Annotated in this window: 21 protein-coding genes; 13 read left to right on the top strand and 8 right to left on the bottom strand. The window is 32.6% G+C overall.

The genetic code is table 11. The features are described 5' to 3' along the window. Window positions 1–82 precede the first annotated feature (82 nt). The 4 genes from ACNQGJ_RS01370 to atpG all read left to right on the top strand — a co-directional run bounded on the left by ACNQGJ_RS01370 (window position 83) and on the right by atpG (window position 3,682). Window positions 83–583, top strand: coding sequence for a F0F1 ATP synthase subunit B (locus ACNQGJ_RS01370; protein ID WP_417970826.1), 501 nt, complete (start codon window positions 83–85; stop codon window positions 581–583). A 5-nt stretch (window positions 584–588) separates the two neighbouring features. After that, window positions 589–1,122, top strand: coding sequence for an ATP synthase F1 subunit delta (gene atpH / locus ACNQGJ_RS01365; RefSeq protein WP_417970828.1), 534 nt, complete (start codon window positions 589–591; stop codon window positions 1,120–1,122). Window positions 1,123–1,160: 38 nt separating this feature from the next. After that, window positions 1,161–2,738 carry a F0F1 ATP synthase subunit alpha gene (atpA, locus tag ACNQGJ_RS01360; RefSeq protein ID WP_126455013.1) on the top strand — a complete coding sequence of 526 codons (1,578 nt, stop codon included), beginning with the start codon at window positions 1,161–1,163 and terminating at the stop codon, window positions 2,736–2,738. 83 nt (window positions 2,739–2,821) lie between these two features. Beyond that, complete coding sequence (gene atpG / locus ACNQGJ_RS01355; RefSeq protein WP_417970830.1) at window positions 2,822–3,682, top strand: ATP synthase F1 subunit gamma; 861 nt, start codon at window positions 2,822–2,824, stop codon at window positions 3,680–3,682. Window positions 3,683–3,759: 77 nt separating this feature from the next. Here atpG and ACNQGJ_RS01350 read toward each other — a convergent pair whose 3' ends face one another. The 4 genes from ACNQGJ_RS01350 to ACNQGJ_RS01335 form a co-directional block, all read right to left on the bottom strand. Beyond that, complete coding sequence (locus tag ACNQGJ_RS01350) at window positions 3,760–5,928, bottom strand: peptidase domain-containing ABC transporter (RefSeq protein WP_417970832.1); 2,169 nt, start codon at window positions 5,926–5,928, stop codon at window positions 3,760–3,762. A gap of 84 nt (window positions 5,929–6,012) precedes the next feature. After that, the gene (locus ACNQGJ_RS01345; RefSeq protein WP_417970834.1) at window positions 6,013–7,149 is read right to left on the bottom strand and encodes an HlyD family secretion protein; all 1,137 of its coding nucleotides are present in this window, start codon (window positions 7,147–7,149) and stop codon (window positions 6,013–6,015) included. 1,208 nt (window positions 7,150–8,357) lie between these two features. Further along, on the bottom strand, window positions 8,358–8,531 hold the full coding sequence (locus tag ACNQGJ_RS01340) for a hypothetical protein (RefSeq protein ID WP_417970836.1): 174 nt from the start codon (window positions 8,529–8,531) through the stop codon (window positions 8,358–8,360). A gap of 9 nt (window positions 8,532–8,540) precedes the next feature. After that, window positions 8,541–8,738: a hypothetical protein gene (locus ACNQGJ_RS01335; protein WP_417970838.1), complete on the bottom strand. Its 198-nt coding sequence runs from the start codon at window positions 8,736–8,738 to the stop codon at window positions 8,541–8,543. Window positions 8,739–9,208: 470 nt separating this feature from the next. Here ACNQGJ_RS01335 and ACNQGJ_RS01330 point away from each other — a divergent pair, with 470 nt between their 5' ends. The 6 genes from ACNQGJ_RS01330 to ACNQGJ_RS01305 all read left to right on the top strand — a co-directional run bounded on the left by ACNQGJ_RS01330 (window position 9,209) and on the right by ACNQGJ_RS01305 (window position 16,061). Further along, window positions 9,209–10,930, top strand: a complete 1,722-nt coding sequence (locus tag ACNQGJ_RS01330; protein WP_417970840.1) for a helix-turn-helix domain-containing protein — start codon at window positions 9,209–9,211, stop codon at window positions 10,928–10,930. 145 nt (window positions 10,931–11,075) lie between these two features. After that, window positions 11,076–11,261, top strand: coding sequence for a hypothetical protein (locus ACNQGJ_RS01325; protein ID WP_417970842.1), 186 nt, complete (start codon window positions 11,076–11,078; stop codon window positions 11,259–11,261). A gap of 38 nt (window positions 11,262–11,299) precedes the next feature. After that, entirely contained in the window at window positions 11,300–13,000 is a 1,701-nt protein-coding gene (locus ACNQGJ_RS01320) for a S8 family peptidase (protein WP_417970843.1), read from the top strand. After that, window positions 13,000–13,248: a hypothetical protein gene (locus ACNQGJ_RS01315; protein ID WP_417970845.1), complete on the top strand. Its 249-nt coding sequence runs from the start codon at window positions 13,000–13,002 to the stop codon at window positions 13,246–13,248. Before ACNQGJ_RS01320 ends, ACNQGJ_RS01315 begins: the two co-directional genes overlap by 1 nt. Further along, a complete protein-coding gene (locus ACNQGJ_RS01310; protein WP_417970847.1) occupies window positions 13,230–15,209 on the top strand; it encodes a lantibiotic dehydratase family protein in 1,980 nt (659 codons plus the stop codon). The genes ACNQGJ_RS01315 and ACNQGJ_RS01310 overlap by 19 nt, the downstream gene beginning before the upstream one ends. A 3-nt stretch (window positions 15,210–15,212) precedes the next feature. Continuing rightward, window positions 15,213–16,061, top strand: coding sequence for a thiopeptide-type bacteriocin biosynthesis protein (locus ACNQGJ_RS01305; protein WP_417970849.1), 849 nt, complete (start codon window positions 15,213–15,215; stop codon window positions 16,059–16,061). A 141-nt stretch (window positions 16,062–16,202) separates the two neighbouring features. Here the strand turns inward: ACNQGJ_RS01305 and ACNQGJ_RS01300 are convergent, their stop codons facing one another. The 4 genes from ACNQGJ_RS01300 to ACNQGJ_RS01285 all read right to left on the bottom strand — a co-directional run bounded on the left by ACNQGJ_RS01300 (window position 16,203) and on the right by ACNQGJ_RS01285 (window position 20,249). Continuing rightward, on the bottom strand, window positions 16,203–17,186 hold the full coding sequence (locus ACNQGJ_RS01300; RefSeq protein WP_417970851.1) for a hypothetical protein: 984 nt from the start codon (window positions 17,184–17,186) through the stop codon (window positions 16,203–16,205). A 100-nt stretch (window positions 17,187–17,286) separates the two neighbouring features. Then, window positions 17,287–18,225, bottom strand: a complete 939-nt coding sequence (locus ACNQGJ_RS01295) for a hypothetical protein (protein WP_417970853.1) — start codon at window positions 18,223–18,225, stop codon at window positions 17,287–17,289. Window positions 18,226–18,260: 35 nt separating this feature from the next. Further along, window positions 18,261–19,919: a hypothetical protein gene (locus ACNQGJ_RS01290; RefSeq protein WP_417970855.1), complete on the bottom strand. Its 1,659-nt coding sequence runs from the start codon at window positions 19,917–19,919 to the stop codon at window positions 18,261–18,263. A gap of 123 nt (window positions 19,920–20,042) precedes the next feature. Continuing rightward, window positions 20,043–20,249 carry a hypothetical protein gene (locus tag ACNQGJ_RS01285; protein WP_417970857.1) on the bottom strand — a complete coding sequence of 69 codons (207 nt, stop codon included), beginning with the start codon at window positions 20,247–20,249 and terminating at the stop codon, window positions 20,043–20,045. A 38-nt stretch (window positions 20,250–20,287) separates the two neighbouring features. Between ACNQGJ_RS01285 and ACNQGJ_RS01280 the strand changes: the two genes are divergently transcribed. The 3 genes from ACNQGJ_RS01280 to ACNQGJ_RS01270 all read left to right on the top strand — a co-directional run bounded on the left by ACNQGJ_RS01280 (window position 20,288) and on the right by ACNQGJ_RS01270 (window position 22,790). Continuing rightward, the gene (locus ACNQGJ_RS01280; protein WP_417970859.1) at window positions 20,288–20,731 is read left to right on the top strand and encodes a GNAT family N-acetyltransferase; all 444 of its coding nucleotides are present in this window, start codon (window positions 20,288–20,290) and stop codon (window positions 20,729–20,731) included. Between the two features lie 10 nt (window positions 20,732–20,741). Continuing rightward, a complete protein-coding gene (locus tag ACNQGJ_RS01275) occupies window positions 20,742–21,200 on the top strand; it encodes a hypothetical protein (RefSeq protein WP_417970861.1) in 459 nt (152 codons plus the stop codon). 123 nt (window positions 21,201–21,323) lie between these two features. Then, window positions 21,324–22,790, top strand: coding sequence for a lipopolysaccharide biosynthesis protein (locus ACNQGJ_RS01270; RefSeq protein WP_417970863.1), 1,467 nt, complete (start codon window positions 21,324–21,326; stop codon window positions 22,788–22,790). Window positions 22,791–22,920 lie beyond the last annotated feature (130 nt).

Raw genomic sequence — 22,920 nt, 5'->3', positions numbered from 1 at the left:
TTGTAACTAGTATTTTTAAAATTAAAACATTACAAATTGCTATTAAAAGCAATTCATACTTTAAAATTTATAATTAAATATAATGGATAAGTTAATAAATGATTTTTCGTTTGGTTTGTTTATTTGGCAAATAGTAATATTTGTTGGATTGATATTCTTGTTAAAAAAATTCGCTTGGAAACCAATTCTTGATGCCGTTAATGATAGAGAAGAAGGAATCAAAAGTGCCTTGCTATCTGCTGAAAACGCTAGAAAAGAAATGCAAAACCTTCAAGCTGACAACCAACGTATTTTACAAGAGGCAAGATTAGAGCGTGACAACATGCTTAAAGATGCTCGTGAAATAAAAGAGAAAATGGTTGCTGATGCAAAAAATGAAGCACAAGCTCAAGGATTAAAAATGATCGAGCAAGCCAAAGCAGCAATTGAAAGTGAAAAAAATGCAGCTATGGCAGAATTGAAATTACAAGTTTCAACGTTATCATTGAGTATAGCAGAAAAAATATTGAAAGACGAATTATCTAACAAAGAAGCTCAAACTAAATTAGTTGAGAAAATGTTAGGCGACGTTAAGTTAAACTAACAATTATGGCAAGTACAAGAGCAGCAATTCGTTATGCAAAAGCAATTTTGGATATGGCAGACTCCATTGGTGTGACCAATGAGGTAAGCAAGGACATGACTTTAATTGCTTCGACAATTAATGGGAATCAGGAATTGAACACTTTTATTGAAAATCCTACCATTAAAGTAGAAGTTAAAGAAAATGTACTATTGGAAGTTTTTGCTGATGTAAATGGGGTAACCAAAGGACTTTTTCATTTGTTGTTTGAAAACAAAAGATTTGAAATTGTAGAAGCAATTGCATTGGAATACAACAAATTGTTTGACGAACTGAATGGTATTGAAGTTGCAAAAGTAACTACTGCTTTTCCTATGGATGCAGCTTTGGAAGCTAAAGTTTTAGCAAAAATTGCATCTCTTTCGGATAAAAAAATCACAATTGAAAATATAGTAGATGCTTCAATAATAGGAGGATTTATTTTAAGAATAGGCGATAAGCAATACAATGCTTCAGTAGCCAACAGATTACAAGTATTAAAAAGAGAGTTAAGTAATTAGTTTTATTGCACATTTAAGTGTCTAAATTATAAATTAAGATGGCGGAAATCAAACCTGCTGAAATTTCAGCAATATTAAGAAAGCAAGTAGAAGGTTTTGAATCTGGTGCTACACTGGAAGAAGTAGGAACAGTACTTCAAGTTGGAGATGGTATTGCTCGTGTTTACGGGCTTTCTAATGTTCAATATGGAGAGTTAGTTGAGTTTGACAATGGATTAGAAGCTATTGTTTTGAATCTTGAAGAAGACAATGTTGGTGTGGTACTTTTAGGACCATCTACAGGAATCAAAGAAGGTTCAACTGCTAAAAGAACACAACGTATCGCTTCTCTTAAAGTAGGAGAACAAATGGTAGGTCGTGTAGTAAACACACTTGGTTTCCCAATTGATGGAAAAGGACCAATCGGTGGAGACTTATACGAGATGCCTTTGGAAAGAAAAGCTCCTGGAGTTATCTTCCGTCAACCCGTTACTGAGCCATTACAAACAGGTATTAAAGCAGTAGATGCTATGATTCCAGTAGGTCGTGGACAACGTGAGCTAGTTATTGGCGACCGTCAAACAGGTAAATCAACGGTTTGTATCGATACGATCTTAAATCAAAAAGAATTTTATGATGCTGGGAAACCAGTGTTCTGTATATATGTTGCAATTGGACAAAAAGCTTCAACTGTAGCAGGAATTGCTAAAATGTTAGAGGAAAAAGGAGCAATGGCGTATACCATTATTGTTGCTGCTAATGCTTCTGATCCAGCTCCGATGCAAGTGTATGCTCCTTTCGCAGGTGCTGCAATTGGAGAATATTTTAGAGATTCAGGTCGTCCGGCTTTAATTGTTTATGATGATTTATCTAAACAAGCGGTTGCGTATCGTGAGGTTTCTCTTTTATTGAGAAGACCACCGGGACGTGAAGCATATCCTGGAGACGTTTTCTACCTTCACAGTAGATTATTAGAACGTGCTTGTAAAGTAATTGCAGATGATGGAATTGCTAAAGACATGAACGATTTACCAGATTCATTGAAATCAATCGTAAAAGGTGGTGGTTCATTGACTGCTTTACCAATTATTGAAACTCAAGCTGGTGACGTTTCTGCCTATATCCCAACAAACGTAATTTCGATTACAGATGGTCAAATTTTCTTAGATGGAGATTTGTTTAACTCTGGAGTTCGTCCAGCAATTAACGTAGGTATTTCGGTATCTCGTGTTGGAGGAAATGCACAAATTAAATCAATGAAAAAAGTAGCCGGTACATTGAAATTGGATCAAGCACAATTCCGTGAATTGGAAGCGTTTGCTAAATTTGGTTCTGATTTAGATGCAGTTACTCTGAATGTAATTGAAAAAGGTAGAAGAAACGTTGAAATCTTGAAACAAGGTTTGAACGATCCATATACTGTAGAAGATCAAGTTGCCATTATCTACGCTGGTTCTAAAAACTTATTGAGAAATGTTCCTGTGAACAAAGTAAGAGAATTTGAGAAAGACTTCTTGGAATTCTTGAACAACAAACACAGAGCAACTCTTGATGCGTTGAAAGCAGGAAAATTAACAGACGAAATTACAGATGTAATCGAAACTGTAGCAAAAGAATTATCAGCAAAATATAACTAAAAAGTACTAAGTAAGGAGTATTAAGTATCAAGATTTTCTGGGTACTTAATACTTAATACTTAAATCTCCATACTTACAAAACAATGGCAAATTTAAAGGAAATCCGTAATAGAATTACTTCCGTTTCATCGACGATGCAAATTACATCGGCAATGAAAATGGTTTCTGCAGCAAAGCTAAAGAAAGCACAAGATGCAATCACAGCAATGCGCCCTTATGCCGAAAAATTAACGGAATTATTGCAAAATCTTTCTGCCACACTTGACGGTGAGATAGGAGGAGAGTTTACTACACAACGTGAGATCAAGAAAGTATTATTAGTTGTAATAACTTCAAATCGTGGTTTGGCAGGTGCTTTTAATACAAATGCAATTAAAGGAGCTAAAAGCCGTGCTGAATTTTATGCAGGAAAACAAGTGGATATTTTTGCTATTGGCAAAAAAGGAAATGATGTTTTGAGTAAAACGCTTTCAGTGATTGAAAATCAAAGCGCTGTTTTTGACGACTTGACTTTTGATAACGTAGCTAAAATTGCTGACCTGTTAACGCAGAAATTTGTTTCTGGTGAATACGATAAAATTGAGTTGATTTACAACCAATTTAAAAATGCTGCGACACAAATCGTTCAAACGGAACAATTTTTGCCTTTAGCACCATTAAAATCTGATGTTGCAGTTTCAACTGGAGATTATATTTTTGAACCTTCCAAAGAAGAAATTGTGTTGACTTTGATTCCAAAATCATTAAAAACACAATTGTACAAAGGAATTCGTGATTCATTTGCTTCTGAGCACGGAGCGCGTATGACTGCGATGCACAAAGCAACTGATAACGCAACGGAATTGAGAAATCAATTGAAATTGACTTATAATAAAGCACGTCAAGCTTCTATTACTAATGAAATCTTAGAGATTGTTGGTGGTGCGGAAGCATTGAATGGGTAATAGATCATTGATTCGAAATATATTCTAAGAGCCAACAGATGTTGGCTCTTTTTTTGTTTTGCAGTCAATTTTTTTAATTAGACCAATCCTTGTTTATTCCATAAATCAAAATACTTTCCTTTTTGTTCTAACAGTGCATTGTGGTTTCCCGACTCGACTATAGTGCCATTTTCCATCACCAAAATAGTATCTGCATTAGCTATGGTACTCAGTCGATGGGCAATGACAATAACTGTTTTTCCCCAAGATTTAAAATTGTCAATCACTTCTTTTACAATTCTTTCTGAATTGGTATCCAAAGAGGATGTGGCTTCATCCATTAATAACACTTCCGGATTTTTGTATAAGGCTCTAGCTATAGCAATACGTTGTTTTTGTCCTCCGGAGAGCATGGCTCCATTTTCACCAATTTGGGTTTCAAAACCATTGGGCAATTTCTCCACAAACTCTGTAATTCCTAATTGTTTAGACAAATCTAAAATACGTTGTATGTTCGGAAATGAATCACCTAAAGCAATGTTTTCTATAATATTTCCCGAAAACAGATTGAGTTGTTGCGGAATGACACCGATACAATTTCGTAGGCTCTGATAATGAATAAATTGAGAGTCGTACTCTCCGATATAAATTTTCCCTTCTTTAATGGGATATAAGTTTTGTAATAATGAGATCAATGTCGTTTTACCACTTCCGCTTTCGCCAACAATAGCTGTGGTTTCATTTTTCTTGAAAATGGCGTTAAAATTTTTGAAAACTTCTGTTCGTGAGCCATAACGGAACGTTACATTTTCGAATTTTATATCTCCCATGTTTTCTCTTTGCAATTCGACTTTATTTTCTGTTTCTTCCCGTTCTAAATCCATTATCTCAAAAAGCCTGTCAGCAGCAATCAGTGCATTTTGTGCCGTTTTGTTCATCCCAATCAAGGAAGCAACTGGCGAAGTAAAATAGCCAATCAAAGCATAAAAGGAAAATAACTCACCGGGAGTAATGGCTCTGTCAATCACGTAACCCGAACCAATCCACATTAAAATAACAGTAAATATCGAAGCCAGAAATTGAGTAGAAGTCCCTGCAAAAACACTGTTTAAACCTGATTTGTAAGTGGTAAATAATAGTTTTACAAATTTATTTTCCGTTTTAAGATTCGAAAAGTCTTCGATTCCAAATTCTTTTACGGTTCTGATATGCGTGACACTTTCAACTAATTGCGTTTGTAATTCGGCAGCATTCTCCATGATAACGCGTTCTACTTTTTTATTGAACTTATTTAAAATATAATAAATAGCTCCATAAAATGGAATTACTAACAGAATCACCAGGGCCAATTTCCAATAATAGGTAAACATCAATGTGAAGGAAAAAATTACAATGAAGATATTGACAATCATATCAATCGCCACTTCATTGATAAAAGATCTAATTTTTACGGCATCGCCAATCCGAGATGTGATTTCACCCACTTGCATCGTATCGAAAAAGCGTTGTGGCAGATGGAGCAGATGTTTGTAGTATCCTAAAATTAATTTGGCATCAATCAACTGCCCGGTTTTCATAACAAAAACACTCTTTTTAGAACCGATGTAGGCTTGCAGTATGATGATGCAAATCATGGAAACACTCAGCAGATTCAGTAAGTTTCTGTTGCCTTCCACCAAAACATAATCAGTAATTTTTTGAATATAAATGGACATGGCTAGCCCTAAAACGGTAAAAAGTATTGCACCGACCAAAGCTTGAACTAAGATGGTTTTGTGTGGCTGTACCAAATGCCAAAAGCGTTTTAAAGGAGAAACTTTTTCGTTGTATTCCTTAAAATCATCATTCGGGGCAAAAAGAATCAATACGCCAGTCCAGATTTTTTGAAATTCTTCAAAAGTGTAGGTTTGCATTTTCCCAAAAGCAGGATCCATTGCTGTAATCTTCGATTGGCTTTCGACCTTCGACTTTTCAACTTTATAAATCACCACATAATGATGCAGTTGTTCTTTGACCACCACATGAGCAATAGCAGGAAGTGGAATTTTATCAATAGCATCCATTCCTCCTTTTACCCCCTTGGCAGAGAAACCCATTTTTTCGGCAGCTTCAATTATCCCCAGCACATTGGTACCTCGTTTATCGGTATTGGCAAATTGACGAATTCTGGCTATAGGCAGATTAACTTTGTAATGATTGCCAATAGAAGCGAGACAAGCAGCACCACAATCTTTGATATCATGTTGTTTTATTTTTATAGAGGCCATTAATAGAAAGTGGATAGGAGAGAATAGACAAAAGACTTCCTCTGAATTAAATTATTGTTTTTATATTCTATTTCCCTTTTGGGGTTACTGAGTTAACTGTTTTGGATTGAGCCAATCATCTACTTTGTCAAACAATAATTCATACAAACTTCTTCTGGTTATGATGTAACGTGTAGTGAGTGTCATTCCTTTTGTAATTTGGGTTTTGTAACCGGATTGCAATTGCATTGCGGTAGTATTCAGCCCACAGCGTACTTTAAAAAAAGCTTGTTCCCCTTGAATGGTAATATTACGGTCTATGTCGATCACTTTTCCTTCCAGCAATCCCCATTGGTTGTAATTGAAAGCATCCAATTGGAATTTTACTTTTTGGTTTTTCTGTATCATTCCAATATCGTTTGGTGAAACTGTACTTTCTACAATCAATTGATCTACTGCCGAAATAGTGGCAATGGGTTGTGAGGCATTTAGGAAAGAACCGGTTTGAATCCCCGAGAAGTTTTCTATAGTGCCCGTTAAAGGTGCGGTAATAACATAATTCTTAGATTCAACGGTTATTTTTTGGAGCGTTCCGTTTAGGTTTTTCAGTTGCTCTTCGAGTTCTCTTTTTTTGTTTTGCCACAGGCTTCGTTGATTTTTCTCGAATCCGGAAAGTGCTTGTTGAGCATAGGTATAATCAAAACTGTATTTTTCGAATTCTGCTCTGGCAATCACGCCTTTTTCATACAATTGCTTGTTGCGGTCGTAGCCTATTTTGGCTTGGGCAATTTTACTTTGCAATTCACTTTGTTTGCTAGCATAGCTATACCACTCTTGCCGTACTGCAGGTGTTTTCAGCGTATTGCTTCTGCCTAAAACTACAAGCGACAAATCATGAACCTGATCTTGAACAGTTGATGAAACCTCCTGATTGGTGGCTTTCTCCGTATCCAGATTTTCTTGTGTAAGTTGTACCAGTGTATCGCCTTTTTGCACGATACCATTGTTCCTGAGATTGACAAATGTCACTTTTCCATTCACCAAGCTGGTTACGGGAACATTATCCGTAGTACTGCGCACTATGCCTCGGCTCTGGCTGCTGATATCGATTTTGATAACAGGCAATAGTGCAAGAAAAATTAGTATAGCCAAAATCAACACCAAGTATATTGATATACTCTTGGTTTTATTTTTGGCAATTAGGTTTTCTAGGGTGTTTATAGGGTCTGAACTTAGGTTCATTTTTTTGCTGAAATTTAAAATTTTCGAGGGTGTATATGGAATCTTAACTGAAGTTCATTTGCTTTTTGTTATATGGAGCTTGGATGTTTTACAGAGATGAGAGTTATTTATTGAATTTTTGAATCTACCTCTTTTTGTTTAAAATATAGTTTAATAAATAGCAATGCAATTGCTAATCTATAGATTCTATAAACCCAAATATTGACATCCCAAGCGAATAATTCGTGGGTGTCACGTTGATCAAATAATGAATAAAAGAAGCTTATTGTAAACAACACACCTATTACAAGGTAAAAGGTTTTTGATAATTTCATTAAAATTAATTTAAGGATTATACAATGTCTTTTGGTTATTTCAAATTTAATTAAAACGTTCTTTATGAAAATCAAAAAAGAAAAAACCATTTTTGAATAGCATACAAAATCCTAGACACCTGACAAATTAGTAATTTATAGTATTTTACCTATTTTAAAAAAACTGAAAATGCATCAAAGCCCCCACAAAAAGCCATATTTCAATCTCAAATTAGTGATAAAATATCCCTTAATCATTTGTGGAAGGACATAAAAAGGATAAAACATAGCTAGTTGCCAATGTAATATCTTTAATATTTGAAATATGTACAAGACCAAATAATACTATTGAGAATACAATTAATTAATTCCTATTTTCGTTTAAAACTTGCATAAATCAAAAAGATAGCCAAAATAAAAAATAGTGTCAAATTTATCTCTTTTGATGTCTCAATTGACAAAAACGTAAAATTTTCACTTTGTTTCGAGAGAATTGTATCAAAAAACAACACTAAATATGTTATTCCCACGATAAATAGAATAGTATGATTTTTTTTGATTCCATTTTTTTATTTTTTACCAAAGTATTGTTAATGATAGCTTTTGATTATTCAAATCTTTTTAATCCATTTTTTTATTCCTTTTTAAAAAAATATTGACAATAAAAAACACTAAAATTCCTAAAATAGAAGAAATAAATCTAAAAGCTCTAATTTCTAATGCTAAATCTTTTGCGAATAAATTATAAATTAGAACTCCAAGAACAACAAATAATAATTTATGTTGTTTATTCTTAAATATTAAACTAAGAAGTAAAAGTATAATAATTGGAAAAAGGAAATCAATTAAGTAAAACATATTGTATCGTTTAAAGGTTAAGGTGTCGTAAATAACGACACCTTATAATTATTGAGATTAAGAAGGTTTGTGAGTATAATTAAATCCTTGGGAAATTGAATCAACAGTACCTTTTGGATCTTTAATAGCATCATATATTGCGGAACCAAGAATTCCAATAGCCAATTCAATCCAAAGACCACCATTAATTTTTTTTAAATCTTTTTCTTCTAGTTCGATAAGGTTTTTCATATTTTTTTTTTAAATTTTTTCGCCACCTGCACAAGATTGAAAATTACTTACAATCTCTGAGTTATGATGATTATTTATAGCTTCTCCAGTAGTTGCAATAATTCCCAGTATATTACCTACAGCAACCCAAAATCCATTCGTACCACCATCAACTTGTTGTACTTCTTGAGCATTAAGCTCTACTAAATTTATATTATTTAAATTCATTTTCTACGTTTTTAAAATTAAACATTTTTTGTTGTGACAAAAGGAGTTTCTCGAGAACTTTCTTTTTATTTACATTCTTTATTCCGGCAGCTGTGCATTCCGTTTGCTTTGTTTTTAAGGATTACAAATTAGCTTTATCAAATCCCATGCTTTGTTTTTTATAGGGTTACAAAACAGCTGTATTATTCCCTCACAATCGGCCTGATTATAATTTACAAAATGATTCCGTTTTTACAGTAACGTCTTACTAAGAAACTTTGTCATTTTTCTGATGCCAAAATTAGAGTAAGAAAAGGCTGTAGACAAACAGTTGTTATCGGAATTCCGCGAATTCCGTATCGAAATTCAGGAATTTCGACATATATAGTTTTTAAGTAACTGAAGATTAATAGCTTGAAAATTTCTCAAAAAAGTATTTTTTTACTTCAATTTTAGTTGAGATACTGTATTTTTGTAAAAACCTTACTACAATGATTTACCTACAACCGATTAAAACGGTTTTTTTAGTACTATTTCCTCTTTTTTTATGGTCGCAATCTCCTATTACAAAACATTCTTCTTTACCTTACGATAGCATAGATAATAATTACTTTAAAGAAGAAGGTAATTATCAAAAGCAATTAGCTTGGGCAAATGTGTATCTCGAGAAAGCTCAAAAGGATAAGAAATCGATCCGAAAAGCTAGAGGTTATTATTTAGTTGCTATTTTGTATTATACTGACAAGCCTCTGAAAGCAATAAAGTATTTAGATAGTGTCATAAAATATTCTAAAAACAATAGTAATAAATTTTTTCCCGCAGCTGCTTATTGCGAAAAGGCAGACATATTGGTGAAACAGAGAAAGTTTACTGAAGCTTTACGTAATTTCAATTTGGCAGAACAAGCAGCTTTAAAAACAAACATTGATTATTATTATGTGGTGCAAAACGCTATTGGAACAACAAAATCTGAGGAATTAGGAGAGGTCGGCGAAGCTTTAAAATTGTACCAGGAATGTTTTAACTATTATCGTACTAAAGATTATCGAGGGGATTATTATTCATGGGATTATCAAAACATAATCTTTGGATTAGCGGATTGTTATAAGGCTTTAAAAAAATCAGATTCTACTACTTTTTATAATACTTTAGGCTATAAAGAAGCTTCAATTACAAAAAATAAAGAATATCAACTTTTGTTTACTTTGAATGAGGGTGCCAATCAGGTGGATAAAAAAAATTATTCTGCTGCTCTAGACAGCATTAGTAAAGCTTTACCAGAATTAATTAAAATAAAAAACACAGGAAATGTTTTGGCTTCTTATTATTATTCAGGCAAAGCCTATGTTGGTTTAGGTAATAAATCAAAAGCGGTTCAAAATTTTATAAAAGTGGATTCGATGTATAAAATTAGAAAAAGAATTACACCTGAGTTTGTAAGTGGATATTCTTATTTGATTGATTATTTTAAAAAAACAGGTGATAAAGAAAAACAGCTACAATACATTACAACGTTTATGGGTATTGATAGTGTGTTGCAAAGAAACTACAAACATTTAAATAAGGTTTTGCTAAAAGAATATGATACTCCTCATTTGTTTGCTGACAAAGAAAATCTGATTCAGTCTTTGAAAAAAAAGCAAACTACTTCTTATGTTGGTATATTGGTTTTGGTTTTATTAGTAATTGCCATTGGTGGTTTTGGAGGCTTTCAGTATTATTTAAAAAAACAATACCGAAAACGATTTGATGCCATTGTGTTTCCAGTACCGATCGAGAGTACTAACAATCCAAAAAATGAGGATACAAAAATAGTTGTAGAAGAGATTGTTGCTGAGGAACAATCACGGATTTCATCAGAAATTGTAAAGCAATTGCTTGAAAAGTTAGCTTTATTTGAAAAAGATAGCGCTTTTTTAGAAAAAACAATCACAATTCAAAAAGCAGCCGTGAAATTGAATACGAATACTAAATATTTGTCTAAAGTAATTAATGAAAATAAAGGAAAAACATTTGTTAGCTACATTAATGATCTTAGAGTTGAGTATGCCATCACTCAATTAAAAGCACAACCGAAACTCCGTAATTTTACGGTACAAGCTTTGGCCAATGAGTTTGGATTTAATAGTGCAGAGTCCTTTTCATCTGCTTTTTATAAAAAGTACAAGATAAAACCTACATATTTTATAAAAGAGTTAGAAAATTTAATATAGAGTGAAGTTGCTGTATTACAGTGTTATGTGTTTTTATACGGTATCGAAATTCACGGAATTTCGATAACTAACTTTTATTTTTTTTCTGAAAAATCACTGAGACAGTATAAATTTGGAAAAAATAATAATTAATAAATTTATAAAAATGAAAACAAACAAACCAAAAGCTAAAGTATCTAAGTTTAATTTAGAAAAAATGAAAGTAGCGAAGTTGGATAATTTACATTTAGTCAATGGGGGAGATAATACTTTTGGAGATGAACCAGTCACTATCACAGATAAAGTTTTGAGTGGAGGGTCATCTAGAGTATGCATTCCACCACCTAATTAGTAAATGATAGACCTATTAATATTGAATTTAATAAAATTATGCGATTTATTTTTATATTTTTTATTCTAGTTTTTTTTACCAACTGTAAAGCCAATAAATTTACTCAGAAAGAACAACAACCAGTTTTATCAGTCTTAAACCCAATTGATGAATTTAATCCCAATGTGTGGTATGATAAAGATGTAAATGTTGAACAAATACCGGGGATATCCTTAAACAAGTGGTACAAAGAAAATAAAAAAACCAAAAAAAGAAGTGTTACAGTTGCGGTTATTGATACTCAAATCGATACCAATCACGATGAATTGCTGAATACATTTTGGATAAATAAAAGTGAGATTCCCAACAATAATATCGATGATGATAAAAACGGTTATATTGATGATATTAATGGTTGGAATTTTATTGGTACAGGAAAGCGTAGTACTGTTTGGGCAAATTTTGAGTTTGTTCGTATAGTGAGAGATTATGATAAGCTATATAATGGTAAAAAAACTTCTGAAATAAATAAAACTGATTTACCTTCTTATAATGAGTATCATAGATCGATAAAAAAGCTTGAACAAGAAAAAGGATTTTATGCGAATTGGCTGAAATCACTGAAATATAATCTTGTGAAATTTCCAATTGCAAAAGATAGTCTTAAACGGTATTTCACCAAAGAAGATTATTCGTATCAGCAGCTGGATAGTATGTATAAGAAATACAAGATTAATGATAAGACGTACATGCAAAGGAGAGATGATGATGATGATGATTTAGGTGCTATGGTAGATTTTATGATGGCACAATTCGAAGTAAATCAAAAGAATCTGAGTGACATACAAGTTAAGGAAAAAGAAATAGATTCGATAGTTAATAGAAATTTAAATGTAGGCTATGATGAAAGAACTTTTTTTGATCTGAATCCTGATGTTTTGGAAAAAGGATATGGAAATAGTAACATTAGTTCTAATTTATCTGGAAAAACAATTAATAATCATTGTACCATGGTCTCAGGTATAATTGCATCAAATAGAGCAAATTTAATTGGAATTAATGGTATTTCCAATAATGTAAAATTGATGCCTTTGAGTATATCCCCTTCTGGAGATGAACACGATAAAGATATAGCTATGGCAATACGGTACGCTGTTGATAATGGTGCTAAAGTTATTAATATGTCTTTCGGCAAAGAGTTCTCCTTGCACAAAGAATGGGTGGAGGAAGCTTTTAAATATGCTGAAGAACATAATGTTTTGTTAGTACATTCGTCAGGAAACAATAAATTTAATGTAGACATAAACCCTTATTTTCCAACTGATGTCGCTTATGAAGATGGTTCTAAAGAAGTATGTGGTAATTTTATTAACGTAGGAGCCACTACCGCTAAAATTGACAGCACTTTAGTAGCTTCCTTCTCTAATTATGGCAAAAAGAACGTAGATTTATTTGCTCCTGGAGATAAAATTTATACCACAACTGCAGGAAATAGTTATGCGTATGATTCAGGTACTTCATTAGCAGCACCTATGGTTTCAGGGGTCGCTGCTTTGATCTGGTCATATTATCCTAAACTTACAGTTCAGGAGGTAAAACAAATCATTTTAGATTCGGGTACTGCTTATGATATTGAGGTTTTGGTTCCTGGTGGAGAAGGTAAAAAAGTAAAATTTTCAGAACTATCTAAATCTGGAAAGGTTTTGAATGTCTATGATGCGATGGAACTCGCTAAAAAAGTGAGTAAAAAGAAACGATAATGAACATCTACCAAGTTCTTCCTTTCTCGCACTATGTTTTAAGAACCCCTTTATTTCCATTGTCTTTCTATTGGGATATATTGGAAAAGTATTCCGAAGAGGCCATATTGTCGCAGTTTGAAAACCCTTATGTTAGAGAAGCCATTCGTATGGCTTCACCAGAACTGTTAACGGCTTTAGACAAATGGAAAGCTGATCCTTCCAGTCTATCCAATAAAAAAGGGAGAGTTTGCAGCTTAGTTTATTGAAATATCTTGCGCGAATATCAACTCGTTGTACGCCTTTCGGGTTATTTGCTGGTTGTTCAGTTGGAAAAATAGCTTCTGAAACGAACATTATACTTAATCATCCTCAAAATTTCAGCCGTTTTACTCAATTTGACATGCAATTTTGGGTGGCACTATTACACCAATTTGCGAAACAGGAAGAAGTTATACCTCATCTCAACTATTATCCCAATAATTCGATCTATGCTCTTGGGGATTTTTACCGATATGTTGAATACAACTATGTAAAAACAAAAAGAGAGCACAGCATTTCAGCATTGCGAAAAACGACACTATTAAGTGATTTAGTGCTCAAAGTAACATCAGGGAAGACAGTTGATGAAATGGTTTGTCTTCTTGCCGATGATGATTCTGAAACCGCAGAAGCTTTGGAATACATTAATCAACTTATCGATTTTCAGTTTCTGGTAAATGAATTGGATGCAACAGTTACAGGTAGTGATGAATGGGCGCGTGTTTTTTCAATCATTGATAAAATTCCGAATTTTAAAAAAGAGTCTCTACTTTTGCAAAGTATAAGAACTCAATTTTTAGTATTGGACCAAACGCTTGTCCCTTATGAAAAAAACTATGAAGCTATAAAGGATTTAATTCAGAAAATAGGTGTGGATCATGATGAAAAATATCTTTTTCAAACTGATTTAAATACGACCGCTTCCGTAAATACTTTGAGTACTAGTTCGCAAAAAAAAGTCTTCCAAGCGGTTCGTTTTTTAAACGGAATTCAAAAGCGAAAGAAGTCTGAAAACCATACGAGTTTTATAAAAGCATTCACTCAAAGGTATGAATCCAGAGAAATGCCTTTGGCAACTGTTTTGGATACTGAAACGGGAATTGGATATCTTCAAAATTCTGAAATGAATGATACGCATGAGATTTTGGAGCAGTTTTCTTTTAAAAGCAAAGCTCATGAGTCAGTCAGTCAGTCCTGGGCCGCTTACGATTTTATATTGGAGAAAAAATTGCAAGCATGCCTCTTAAGGAACGAAAAAGTCATTTCGCTTTCTGAAAATGATTTTCCTGATTTTGATCCTAGTTGGAATAATGCACCGACTACATTTTCGGTAATGATTGAAATTGCATTGCATCAAGAAAAAGAATTGCTTTCAATTGAATCTTCAAGTGATGTTAGCGCAGCAAAATTATTAGGACGTTTTTGCAATGGAAATGATGCTATTTGCAATTTAACCAATGAAATTGTAAAAAAAGAGGTAGCCTATCATTCTGATAAAATTCTGGCTGAGATCGTTCATATTCCGGAATCAAGAACGGGTAATATATTGAGAAGACCTGTTTTAAGAGCATTTGAAATTGCCTATTTGGCTAACTCTGGAGTAAAGCAAGACTATACGATTGATCTAAATGATTTAATGATCTCGATACGCAACAACAAAATTATTTTACGATCTAAGAAACACAATAAAGAAGTTATTCCTTGTTTGTCAAATGCTCATAATTATGCTAATAAATCGCTCCCCATTTATCATTTTTTATGCGATTTACAATCTCAAGATGTAAAACCCATTAATAGTTTCAGTTGGGGTGTTTTAGAAACGCATAATGATTTTTTTCCAAGGGTTGAGTACAACGGAGTACTACTTTCGAAATCAAAATGGCGGGTAAGTAAAACTGAAATTATGCCTTTTTATAAAATGGATGATAACCAGTTATTTGAAGCTTTTTCGAGTTGGAGAAAACAACGAAACATTCCTCGTTTTGTAAATTGGGCCTATTTTGACAACACATTATTACTTGATTTTGAAAAAGAAATCGGGATTCAATTATTTTTAAAATCAGTTGCAAATCATGCTAAAATAACTTTAGAAGAATTTCTATTCACCAAGGAATCTGTTGTGAAAAATAGCATTGGTGAAAATTTCGCCAATCAGTTCATACTATCCTATTTTAAAGAGCAATTGTAAAGTATGGAAAGAGATTTTTGCATAGGGAGTGAATGGCTGTATTATAAAATATACACTGGAGTAAAAACAGCAGATCTTATATTGTCTGAAAAGTTGTATCCCTTAATTTTAGATTTACAAAAGGAAAAAATAATTTACAAATGGTTTTTTATCAGGTATAAAGATCCTGATGAACACTTAAGAATCCGTTTTTACAGTAAAACCTTAGAAAATACCGCCACGGTAATCGCCAGAATGTATCCGGTTTTAAATATGTTGTTGGAACAAAATAGCATTTGGAAAGTGCAAACGGATACGTACCAAAGAGAAATGGAACGATATGGTGTAAAAACGATGATTGCTTCAGAAAAATTATTTTGGTATGATAGCGAAATGATAATGAATTTTTTAATGGTAAAGTCCTCTTTTAAAAAAAAGGAAACACAACTTTTATTTAGCTTTACTGCTATTGACACATTTTTAAATTCATTTGGATTAAGTAATTCAGATAAATTATTTTTAATGGATCAGTTACAACTGGCTTTTAAAAAAGAATTTAATGCGGATAGAAGCCTTAAAAAAGAATTAGATAAACAGTATAGAGAATTGTTCATGGAAATGCAGCGGTTTTTACTAGGAATAGCAATAGATGATTATCCTGAGATTTTCAATATTATAAAAGTAAAGCACAACAAATGCAATGAACAGATTGATTTCATTAAGGGCAAACTACAAATCCCTTTATCCGATTTTTTGATGAGTCATATTCATATGATGATAAACAGACAATACACTTCAAAGCAAAGGATGTATGAGTTGGTGATTTACGATCATTTACATCGCTATTATAAAATTCAAGAATTCAGAAAATGAAACGCCCATGACAATCGTCATTGACAAACAGCAATATGATTATAGGCGTTCCATCTTCCAATATAAAACAAATATTATAAACAGATGAAATAAAAGGGTTTGACTCCAAACAAACCTTTTTATTTTAGAACGAAACATATTTTAGTTTAATCCAGTTACTTCAAATGCTCCATTATTTATGGTGTGTAGTAGCACACCATTATCATATACTTGCAAGATCATTTCACCTTTAGTTACTTTTAGACCGTTGATGATGACATGTTCTTTGATAGTATAACTACCCGAAGTTTGAAATTTTTTCCAATCGATGGGGCGAATCCATAACAATTGAGTAGCTCTAAAGATGCCTATGTATTGCTCCAAGTCGACCCTGTTTTCTAAACTGTTGTGGTCAAAAGTATAGGTTCCTTTATCTAAATCCCATAAGTCTTTTTTGGATTTGATTATGGCTCGATAACCATTGTCAGAATAAAACCTAAAATTATATGGATTTACCTTTAAATTTGGGTCATACGAATCAGCGTGATAATTAGTAGAAAAAGTAAGGTTGTTTGTTTTAAAATTTAAGTCGCTAATGAAACTAGTACAAGGAGTAATACTTATTTTATTAACAGTAATTTTTCCAATAATTCTTTTTCTTTTTTGGGGTTGATCCAACGAAGGAATGTTTGATTCTACTTCTAGGATTTCTCCGTTAAAGTCAAAGTTCAAGTATTTTTTTGATTCATCAGATACGAAGTTATTAATTGAAATCAATCCTTTAGGATTAAAATCTGCTGTATCAAAAGGTTTAGTGCTCTCACCAAATCTGGTGTAACTAATTTTTCTGACAACTCCTTTTTTGGTGATAGATAATTCAAAAATAAAATGAGGTTCATTTTTCCCTCTATCATAGGTAAAGGAAACAAAAATAGTGTTGCAGTTTTCATTTGCAACAAAAGTCTCATTTTCTACTTTAAATTTTTCGTTTTCAATTTGTAATTCGATAGAATTTACGATCTCCTCTTTTTCTATTTCATCCTTATTACAGGAGAAAAACAATAAAATAAAAAAGGAAATTAATATCTTAACTGAGAAATTCATAAGGTTTTTGCTTTGTAAATTTACTTTTATGTTTTTTACCATTGTAATTACTTTTTTGGATGCATTTTGTTAATCCCCAACATAGAAAAACAGTTGGCTATTCCTATTTTTGATTTTTTAAGCAGTCATAAAATAGGAGATTTTAGTTAAATCCAGTTACTTCAAATGCTCCATTATTTATGGTATGCAAGAGCACACCATTATCATAAACTTGCATATTTATTTCACCTTTAGTTACTTTTAGACCATTGACGTTGACATGTTCTTTGATAGTATAACTACCTGCTGTTTGAGATTTTTTCCAATCGACGGGACGAATCCATAGTAATTGAGTAGCTCTAAAGATGCCTATGTATTGCTCTAAATCGATCCTGTTTTCTAGACTGTTTTGGTCAAAAGTATAGGTTCCTTTATCTAAATCCCATAAGTCTTTTTTGGATTTGATTATGGCTCGATAACCATTGTCAGAATAGAAAAAAAACTGGTAAGGATTTGTTTTTAAACTGGAATCATAGAATCCCACTGGTCTATTGGTTACAAAACTTATTGCGTTTGTTTTAAAATTTAATTGCGAAATAAATGTATCGCATTTTATGGAACCGATATCATTAATAGTGACGACTCCTTTAATTTTCTTTCTTGGTTGATTTTTATCCAATGAATTAAAATCAGTTTCTACTTTTATCAGTTCACCTTCGTACTCAAAATGCAGATACTTTTTGACTTCATCATATTCAAAGTTAGAAATAGTTAACAATCCATCTTTGTTAAAGTCAGGAGTTTCATAGGGATAGCTGTTAAAACGATAGTCGAATAATCGTATATCATCAATTCCGCCATTTTTTAAGAGGTTGATTACTATGGTAAAATGTTCTTTTGCTGATTTGTCTGACTGCACACCAACAGAAAGTCTTTCACAATTTTCAATAGCGTGTACCGTAGCATTGGTAAATTTAAATTGATCATTATCAATTTTAATTTCGAAAGAACTTTTGATGTCCTCTTTTTCTATTTCATCTTTATTACAGGAGAAAAAAAATAAAATAAAAAAGGAAAGAAATATTTTTAATGATAAACTCACAAAGCAAAAACTTTGTGAGTTTGTTTTACTACTTTTTACCATTGAACTTGTATTGGTCTTACTTCAAATTGAATATAACCAGTTGAATAGGATCTGGTATAGATTTGTTGAGTATTAGGGTTTTTATTAACAACATTGTCATAAAATGGGACAAAAATGTCACCAAGAAAATCACTTTTTTCTGTGTACTTTATGGAGTAAAAGGTTGCCTGAGTTTTTTCGTTAGATATTCCAAACTTAATGCCTAATTTAACTTTTTCTCCAGTATTTGCATCTATACCAAAATTCATATTGCTTTTTTGGTTTATTGTTTCACTTTTGGTGATTTCAAACGTATTATCGACTTCTTCAAAAGAAAATTTCCACTCATTAGAAAAACGTTCTAAATCCCATGTTTCAAGCTCAGGAGATAAATTGTATTTTGGGTCTAAAAAGTTGATGGTTTTTATTCCAACAACAGTAGTTCTGATATATGTTTTTTTGAAAGGCCAGTTAAATCTACTAAAGGCTTCATATTTTAATTCAAATAAATCTGAGGGTTTAAATGACATCCCTTTAGTTGTACTAGTTCCTGCTACAACACTAGAGTTATTTGCGGCACCAGGTGCTCCAAAAAAGCAATAGGCTCTAAATTCAAATTTGCCATCCGTCCATCCCGAGGAATCATTCAATCTGTAATCTGTAACTTTTGAAGGGTCATTAGTATGACCAGAAACTGTTAAATAAGCGACATTTGGATCACCTTTCATTGCAAAGGACGTAATGTATTCCCTATATTTACCTGAAACTTTGCCATTTGAAATACTTGGAGTCAAACCATAATAAATATTATCTCTTTGCCAACCACCTGGCCCGTATCCTTCCCACACATTGTAGGAGTCTATTAAAAATTGGTCAATACCGTTATTATTTACTATTGGGGGATTATTGGTCGAAGCATTTGGATCAAAATTTTCATCAATAAACTCAAAATCTTCAAAACCAACATTTGCTAATTTTGCGCTTTTGTTTATATTGTTATGATTTTGTTTCACCCTCAATCTTTCATTTTCTTTAATTACAATAATAGGAAATCCTGGCGTTACTTCGGATTCAATTACGTATTTATTTCCATCTTTACCAATAACAGGAATATCATTGGAGGTGTTTAAACGAAACGCGACTTCAGGAACTTGGTTTTCATCATTTACATCCCATGTTTCTGCCGAAAAGTAGCCTAATGGCAATTCAGGAACAAATATAGTTAACAGGGGTAATTTTTGTTCAATTTCAATTAACTCTGCTTCATTTTTAAAAAAAGGAAGTATAGCTTGTCTAAATGTAGTAGCTTGAGAAGATTTAATTAAGGTACTTTTGTCAATTTTCCCATTACTTTTCCCGTTATAATCAATTGGTATAATACTTTTGTTTTTGACCAATTGATACATTACATCATAATCCTTGTCAAATTTCTTTAAGGCTTCTTCTTTTACTAATCGTCGTAAATCTTGATTAGCAATTAATGCGTTGGCAAGAGATTCCGCAAATTTCATTTTTAATTGTCCATTTTCATCCATGTTTATAGATGTAAAGGGAATTTCTGCACTTATTGTATTTTGTGTTTGAGGTGTTGTATACTCGTCACTACTGCAACTGCTGGTTAGAATGGTTATACACGTGAGCCATGCAAACGGTTTAAATAATTTTTTTTTCATGTTTTTTAAATTAGTTTTATTAAAACTTTAAATTGTTTGTGGCGAGATCTAAGAATAATGAATATCTCTTAAATCGTGAATAATAAATTTTTTCAAATCAAATTTACTTTCAATAACGTCTTACTAAAAACTTGTTTGATTTTCTGTTCCCAAAACTAGAGCGATAAAAATTCCTACACAAATACTTGTTATCGGAATTCGCGGAATTCCGTGTCTAAATTCCGTGAATTCCGATAGGTTGTTTAATAAAAGAGAGTAATTCATTTTTTTTAGAAAATAAGGATTGTAATGTCTTTCCGGAAAATCATAATTTCTATTCTTCCAAACCATTCTTTTTTTCTTTAATTTTACATTTTTGAAAAACAACCATGAAAATACAATTAAGAGAACTTACCACAGTAGAAGAAATGCTTAAAAACATTGAAGTAATGCGATTTTTATACCCCGCATTTACGGTAGAAAAATACGAATCGTATCTTACGGAGATGATTCCGCATAATTACAAACAAATAGCTGTTTTTGAAAACGAGGTTTGTGTGGCGGTTTCCGGATTTTGGTCTGGGACAAAACTTTGGTCGGGTAAATACATCGAGATTGATAATTTTATTGTGCACCCGGATCACCGTTCCAAAGGTTTGGGCAAAATGATGACGGATTATGTTGATGTATTGGCGAAGGAAACCGGCTGTACCATGATCGTTTTAGATGCTTTTACCGGAAATTACACGGCACATCGCTTTTATTACAATCAAGGATATGTTCCTAAAGGATTTCACTTTCTTAAGATTTTAAACGAAGAGGGATTAAGTTAAATTGAAAATTATGAAAAGATATAAATCGATTGGCGTCTTATTTATCGTCGCGATCAGCCTGACTTTTTGTGCCATGAAACAAGAATTTCAAACGGAATTTCCACAGGAAATACAATCGGTTTTTTTTCAGAATGGGGACGATGGTGCCGAAAATAACCAGACACATTTTTATATCGAATTCAAAAAACCAATTACCGCAAGCATCAAATTGGAGAAAATCTATTTTCACAATCAAGAATCTCCGGTTGAAGTAATCACTAAAAATACCTTTGTATCACATTTTTTTCAAATTAAAAAAGAAGATTTGATTTTGGATAGTAATCCTGCCAATGAATATGGGAATAAGGCGCCGCGGATTCAAAAATCTAAATTTGATTTAAAATCCAACGAGGCAGTTTTGCAATATAAGCAAGAGAATAAAACTTTTTTTTATAAAATAACGAATGTCATGGAAAAGCCATTGCGGTAATTTTGGTAAAAATGAATCAAAGGTTGTAGTGGTATCTCTGTTCCAAAACTAATATTCACTTCAGTTGATTAAACCAAAGAATTCGTTATTTTTGTTTTTATAAATAGTAATAGATACATCATTTTGGGATTATATAAAAATCTTTTTAAACAGACTGCCATTTACGGATTAGCAACGGTCATCCCGCGGATGTTCAGTTTTTTTTTGGTCCCTTTATACACTGATTTACTGCCAAAGGCAGAATACGGAAAAGTTTCCATCATTTTTGCCGGCATGATTTTTTTTAATGTCATTCTTGCGTACGGAATGGAAACCGCTTTTTTCAGATTTTACAATAAAGAAACAGACAAGAAATTGGTAGTGGAAACCACATCCGTTTCGCTTTTTTGGACTTCCATTTCGTTTCTATTCATAGCATTATTATTCCGCAATAAATTAGCCGTTTGGGCTGGAATTGAAGCGCAATTTATTACGTATAACATCTGGATTTTAGTGCTCGACGCTTTGGTGATTGTTCCTTTTTCTAAATTAAGAGTCAATCAACAACCGATAAAATACGCCATAATCAAAATAGGAAATGTAGCTGTCAATTTGTTTTTGAACGTCTTCTTTTTGAGTTATTTACCGGTGATTTCACAATCAAATCCGGATAGTTTTTTAGGTTCTTTTTACTTGGAAGATTTTCAGATAGGCTATATTTTTGTGTCTAATTTAATTGCCAGTCTACTGACCTTTATAGTGTTGTCACCCAATTACTTTATATTGAAATGGCATTTTGATTATTCGCTTTGGAAACGAATGATGCAATACGGTATGCCTATTATGATTGCTGGAGTAGCATTTGCCATCAACGACCAATTTGACAAAATTTTATTGGGATACTTATTGCCTCCTGACATTGCTGATGCCGAAGTAGGAGTGTATTCCGCCTGCTACAAACTTGGTTTGTTCATGGTTTTGTTCAGAACGGCCTATACTTTAGGAATCGAACCCTTCTTTTTCAGCCACGCTGACAATGAGGATGCACCACAAACATACGCTACAATTACTAAATATTTTGTGATTTTTGGGTCATTTATATTACTGTCTGTCATCGTTTTTGCCGATGTTCTGAAAGTGATTATGATTCGCGATAAGTCCTATTGGGAAGCCATGAAAGTAGTGCCGCTCATTATTTTGGCCAACTTTTTCTTAGGAATTTACACCAATCTTTCCGTTTGGTACAAACTGATCGACAAAACACATATTGGTGCCTATATTTCCATCGTGGGTGCCATAATCACACTCGGGTTAAATTACCTGCTGATCCCAACAATGAGTTATTACGGGTCGGCAATTGCCACAATTGCGGCCTATGGAAGCATGATGTGTATTTCCTATTATTTTGGAAATAAATATTATCCCATTCCATACGATACTAATAAAATCTTCATGTATCTATTGATTTCGGTAGGATTTTCGGCAGTCTCCTTTTATGGTTTCAGAGAGAATTATTATGTCGGAATCACATTATTACTTGCATTCATGTATTTTATATACCACAACGAAAAAGAATTATTAACCAAAATCGTCAGCAGAAAAAAGAATTAGAATGTAATTTTCAGGAGCTATTTCCTGCTATTCGTTGCAAATGAAATTCACTGAACTCAAATGAAAATAAAAGTATAGTGAAGTAATCTTTTCCTTTTTAAAGAAAAAAGGAAAAGGATTTCCACTTTTA

The sequence above is a fragment of the Flavobacterium cryophilum genome (genome assembly GCF_048286555.1).
In the GTDB taxonomy this organism is placed as follows: Bacteria; Bacteroidota; Bacteroidia; order Flavobacteriales; family Flavobacteriaceae; genus Flavobacterium.
Note: the sequence above shows the minus strand (reverse complement) of the source record. Positions and strands in the feature narration are given on the sequence as shown.

Bases quoted from the DNA above. Each gene is read 5' to 3' on its own strand.
- ACNQGJ_RS01330 (WP_417970840.1), top strand. From the start codon at position 9,209: ATGATTTACCTACAACCGATTAAAACGGTTTTTTTAGTACTATTTCCT.
- ACNQGJ_RS01320 (WP_417970843.1), top strand. From the start codon at position 11,300: ATGCGATTTATTTTTATATTTTTTATTCTAGTTTTTTTTACCAACTGT.
- ACNQGJ_RS01335 (WP_417970838.1), bottom strand. From the start codon at position 8,738: ATGAATTTAAATAATATAAATTTAGTAGAGCTTAATGCTCAAGAAGTA.
- ACNQGJ_RS01370 (WP_417970826.1), top strand. From the start codon at position 83: ATGGATAAGTTAATAAATGATTTTTCGTTTGGTTTGTTTATTTGGCAA.
- ACNQGJ_RS01300 (WP_417970851.1), bottom strand. From the start codon at position 17,186: ATGGTAAAAAACATAAAAGTAAATTTACAAAGCAAAAACCTTATGAAT.
- atpA (WP_126455013.1), top strand. From the start codon at position 1,161: ATGGCGGAAATCAAACCTGCTGAAATTTCAGCAATATTAAGAAAGCAA.
- ACNQGJ_RS01280 (WP_417970859.1), top strand. From the start codon at position 20,288: ATGAAAATACAATTAAGAGAACTTACCACAGTAGAAGAAATGCTTAAA.
- ACNQGJ_RS01315 (WP_417970845.1), top strand. From the start codon at position 13,000: ATGAACATCTACCAAGTTCTTCCTTTCTCGCACTATGTTTTAAGAACC.
- ACNQGJ_RS01285 (WP_417970857.1), bottom strand. From the start codon at position 20,249: ATGGTTTGGAAGAATAGAAATTATGATTTTCCGGAAAGACATTACAAT.
- ACNQGJ_RS01290 (WP_417970855.1), bottom strand. From the start codon at position 19,919: ATGAAAAAAAAATTATTTAAACCGTTTGCATGGCTCACGTGTATAACC.
- ACNQGJ_RS01275 (WP_417970861.1), top strand. From the start codon at position 20,742: ATGAAAAGATATAAATCGATTGGCGTCTTATTTATCGTCGCGATCAGC.
- ACNQGJ_RS01325 (WP_417970842.1), top strand. From the start codon at position 11,076: ATGAAAACAAACAAACCAAAAGCTAAAGTATCTAAGTTTAATTTAGAA.
- atpH (WP_417970828.1), top strand. From the start codon at position 589: ATGGCAAGTACAAGAGCAGCAATTCGTTATGCAAAAGCAATTTTGGAT.
- atpG (WP_417970830.1), top strand. From the start codon at position 2,822: ATGGCAAATTTAAAGGAAATCCGTAATAGAATTACTTCCGTTTCATCG.
- ACNQGJ_RS01345 (WP_417970834.1), bottom strand. From the start codon at position 7,149: ATGAACCTAAGTTCAGACCCTATAAACACCCTAGAAAACCTAATTGCC.
- ACNQGJ_RS01350 (WP_417970832.1), bottom strand. From the start codon at position 5,928: ATGGCCTCTATAAAAATAAAACAACATGATATCAAAGATTGTGGTGCT.
- ACNQGJ_RS01340 (WP_417970836.1), bottom strand. From the start codon at position 8,531: ATGAAAAACCTTATCGAACTAGAAGAAAAAGATTTAAAAAAAATTAAT.
- ACNQGJ_RS01305 (WP_417970849.1), top strand. From the start codon at position 15,213: ATGGAAAGAGATTTTTGCATAGGGAGTGAATGGCTGTATTATAAAATA.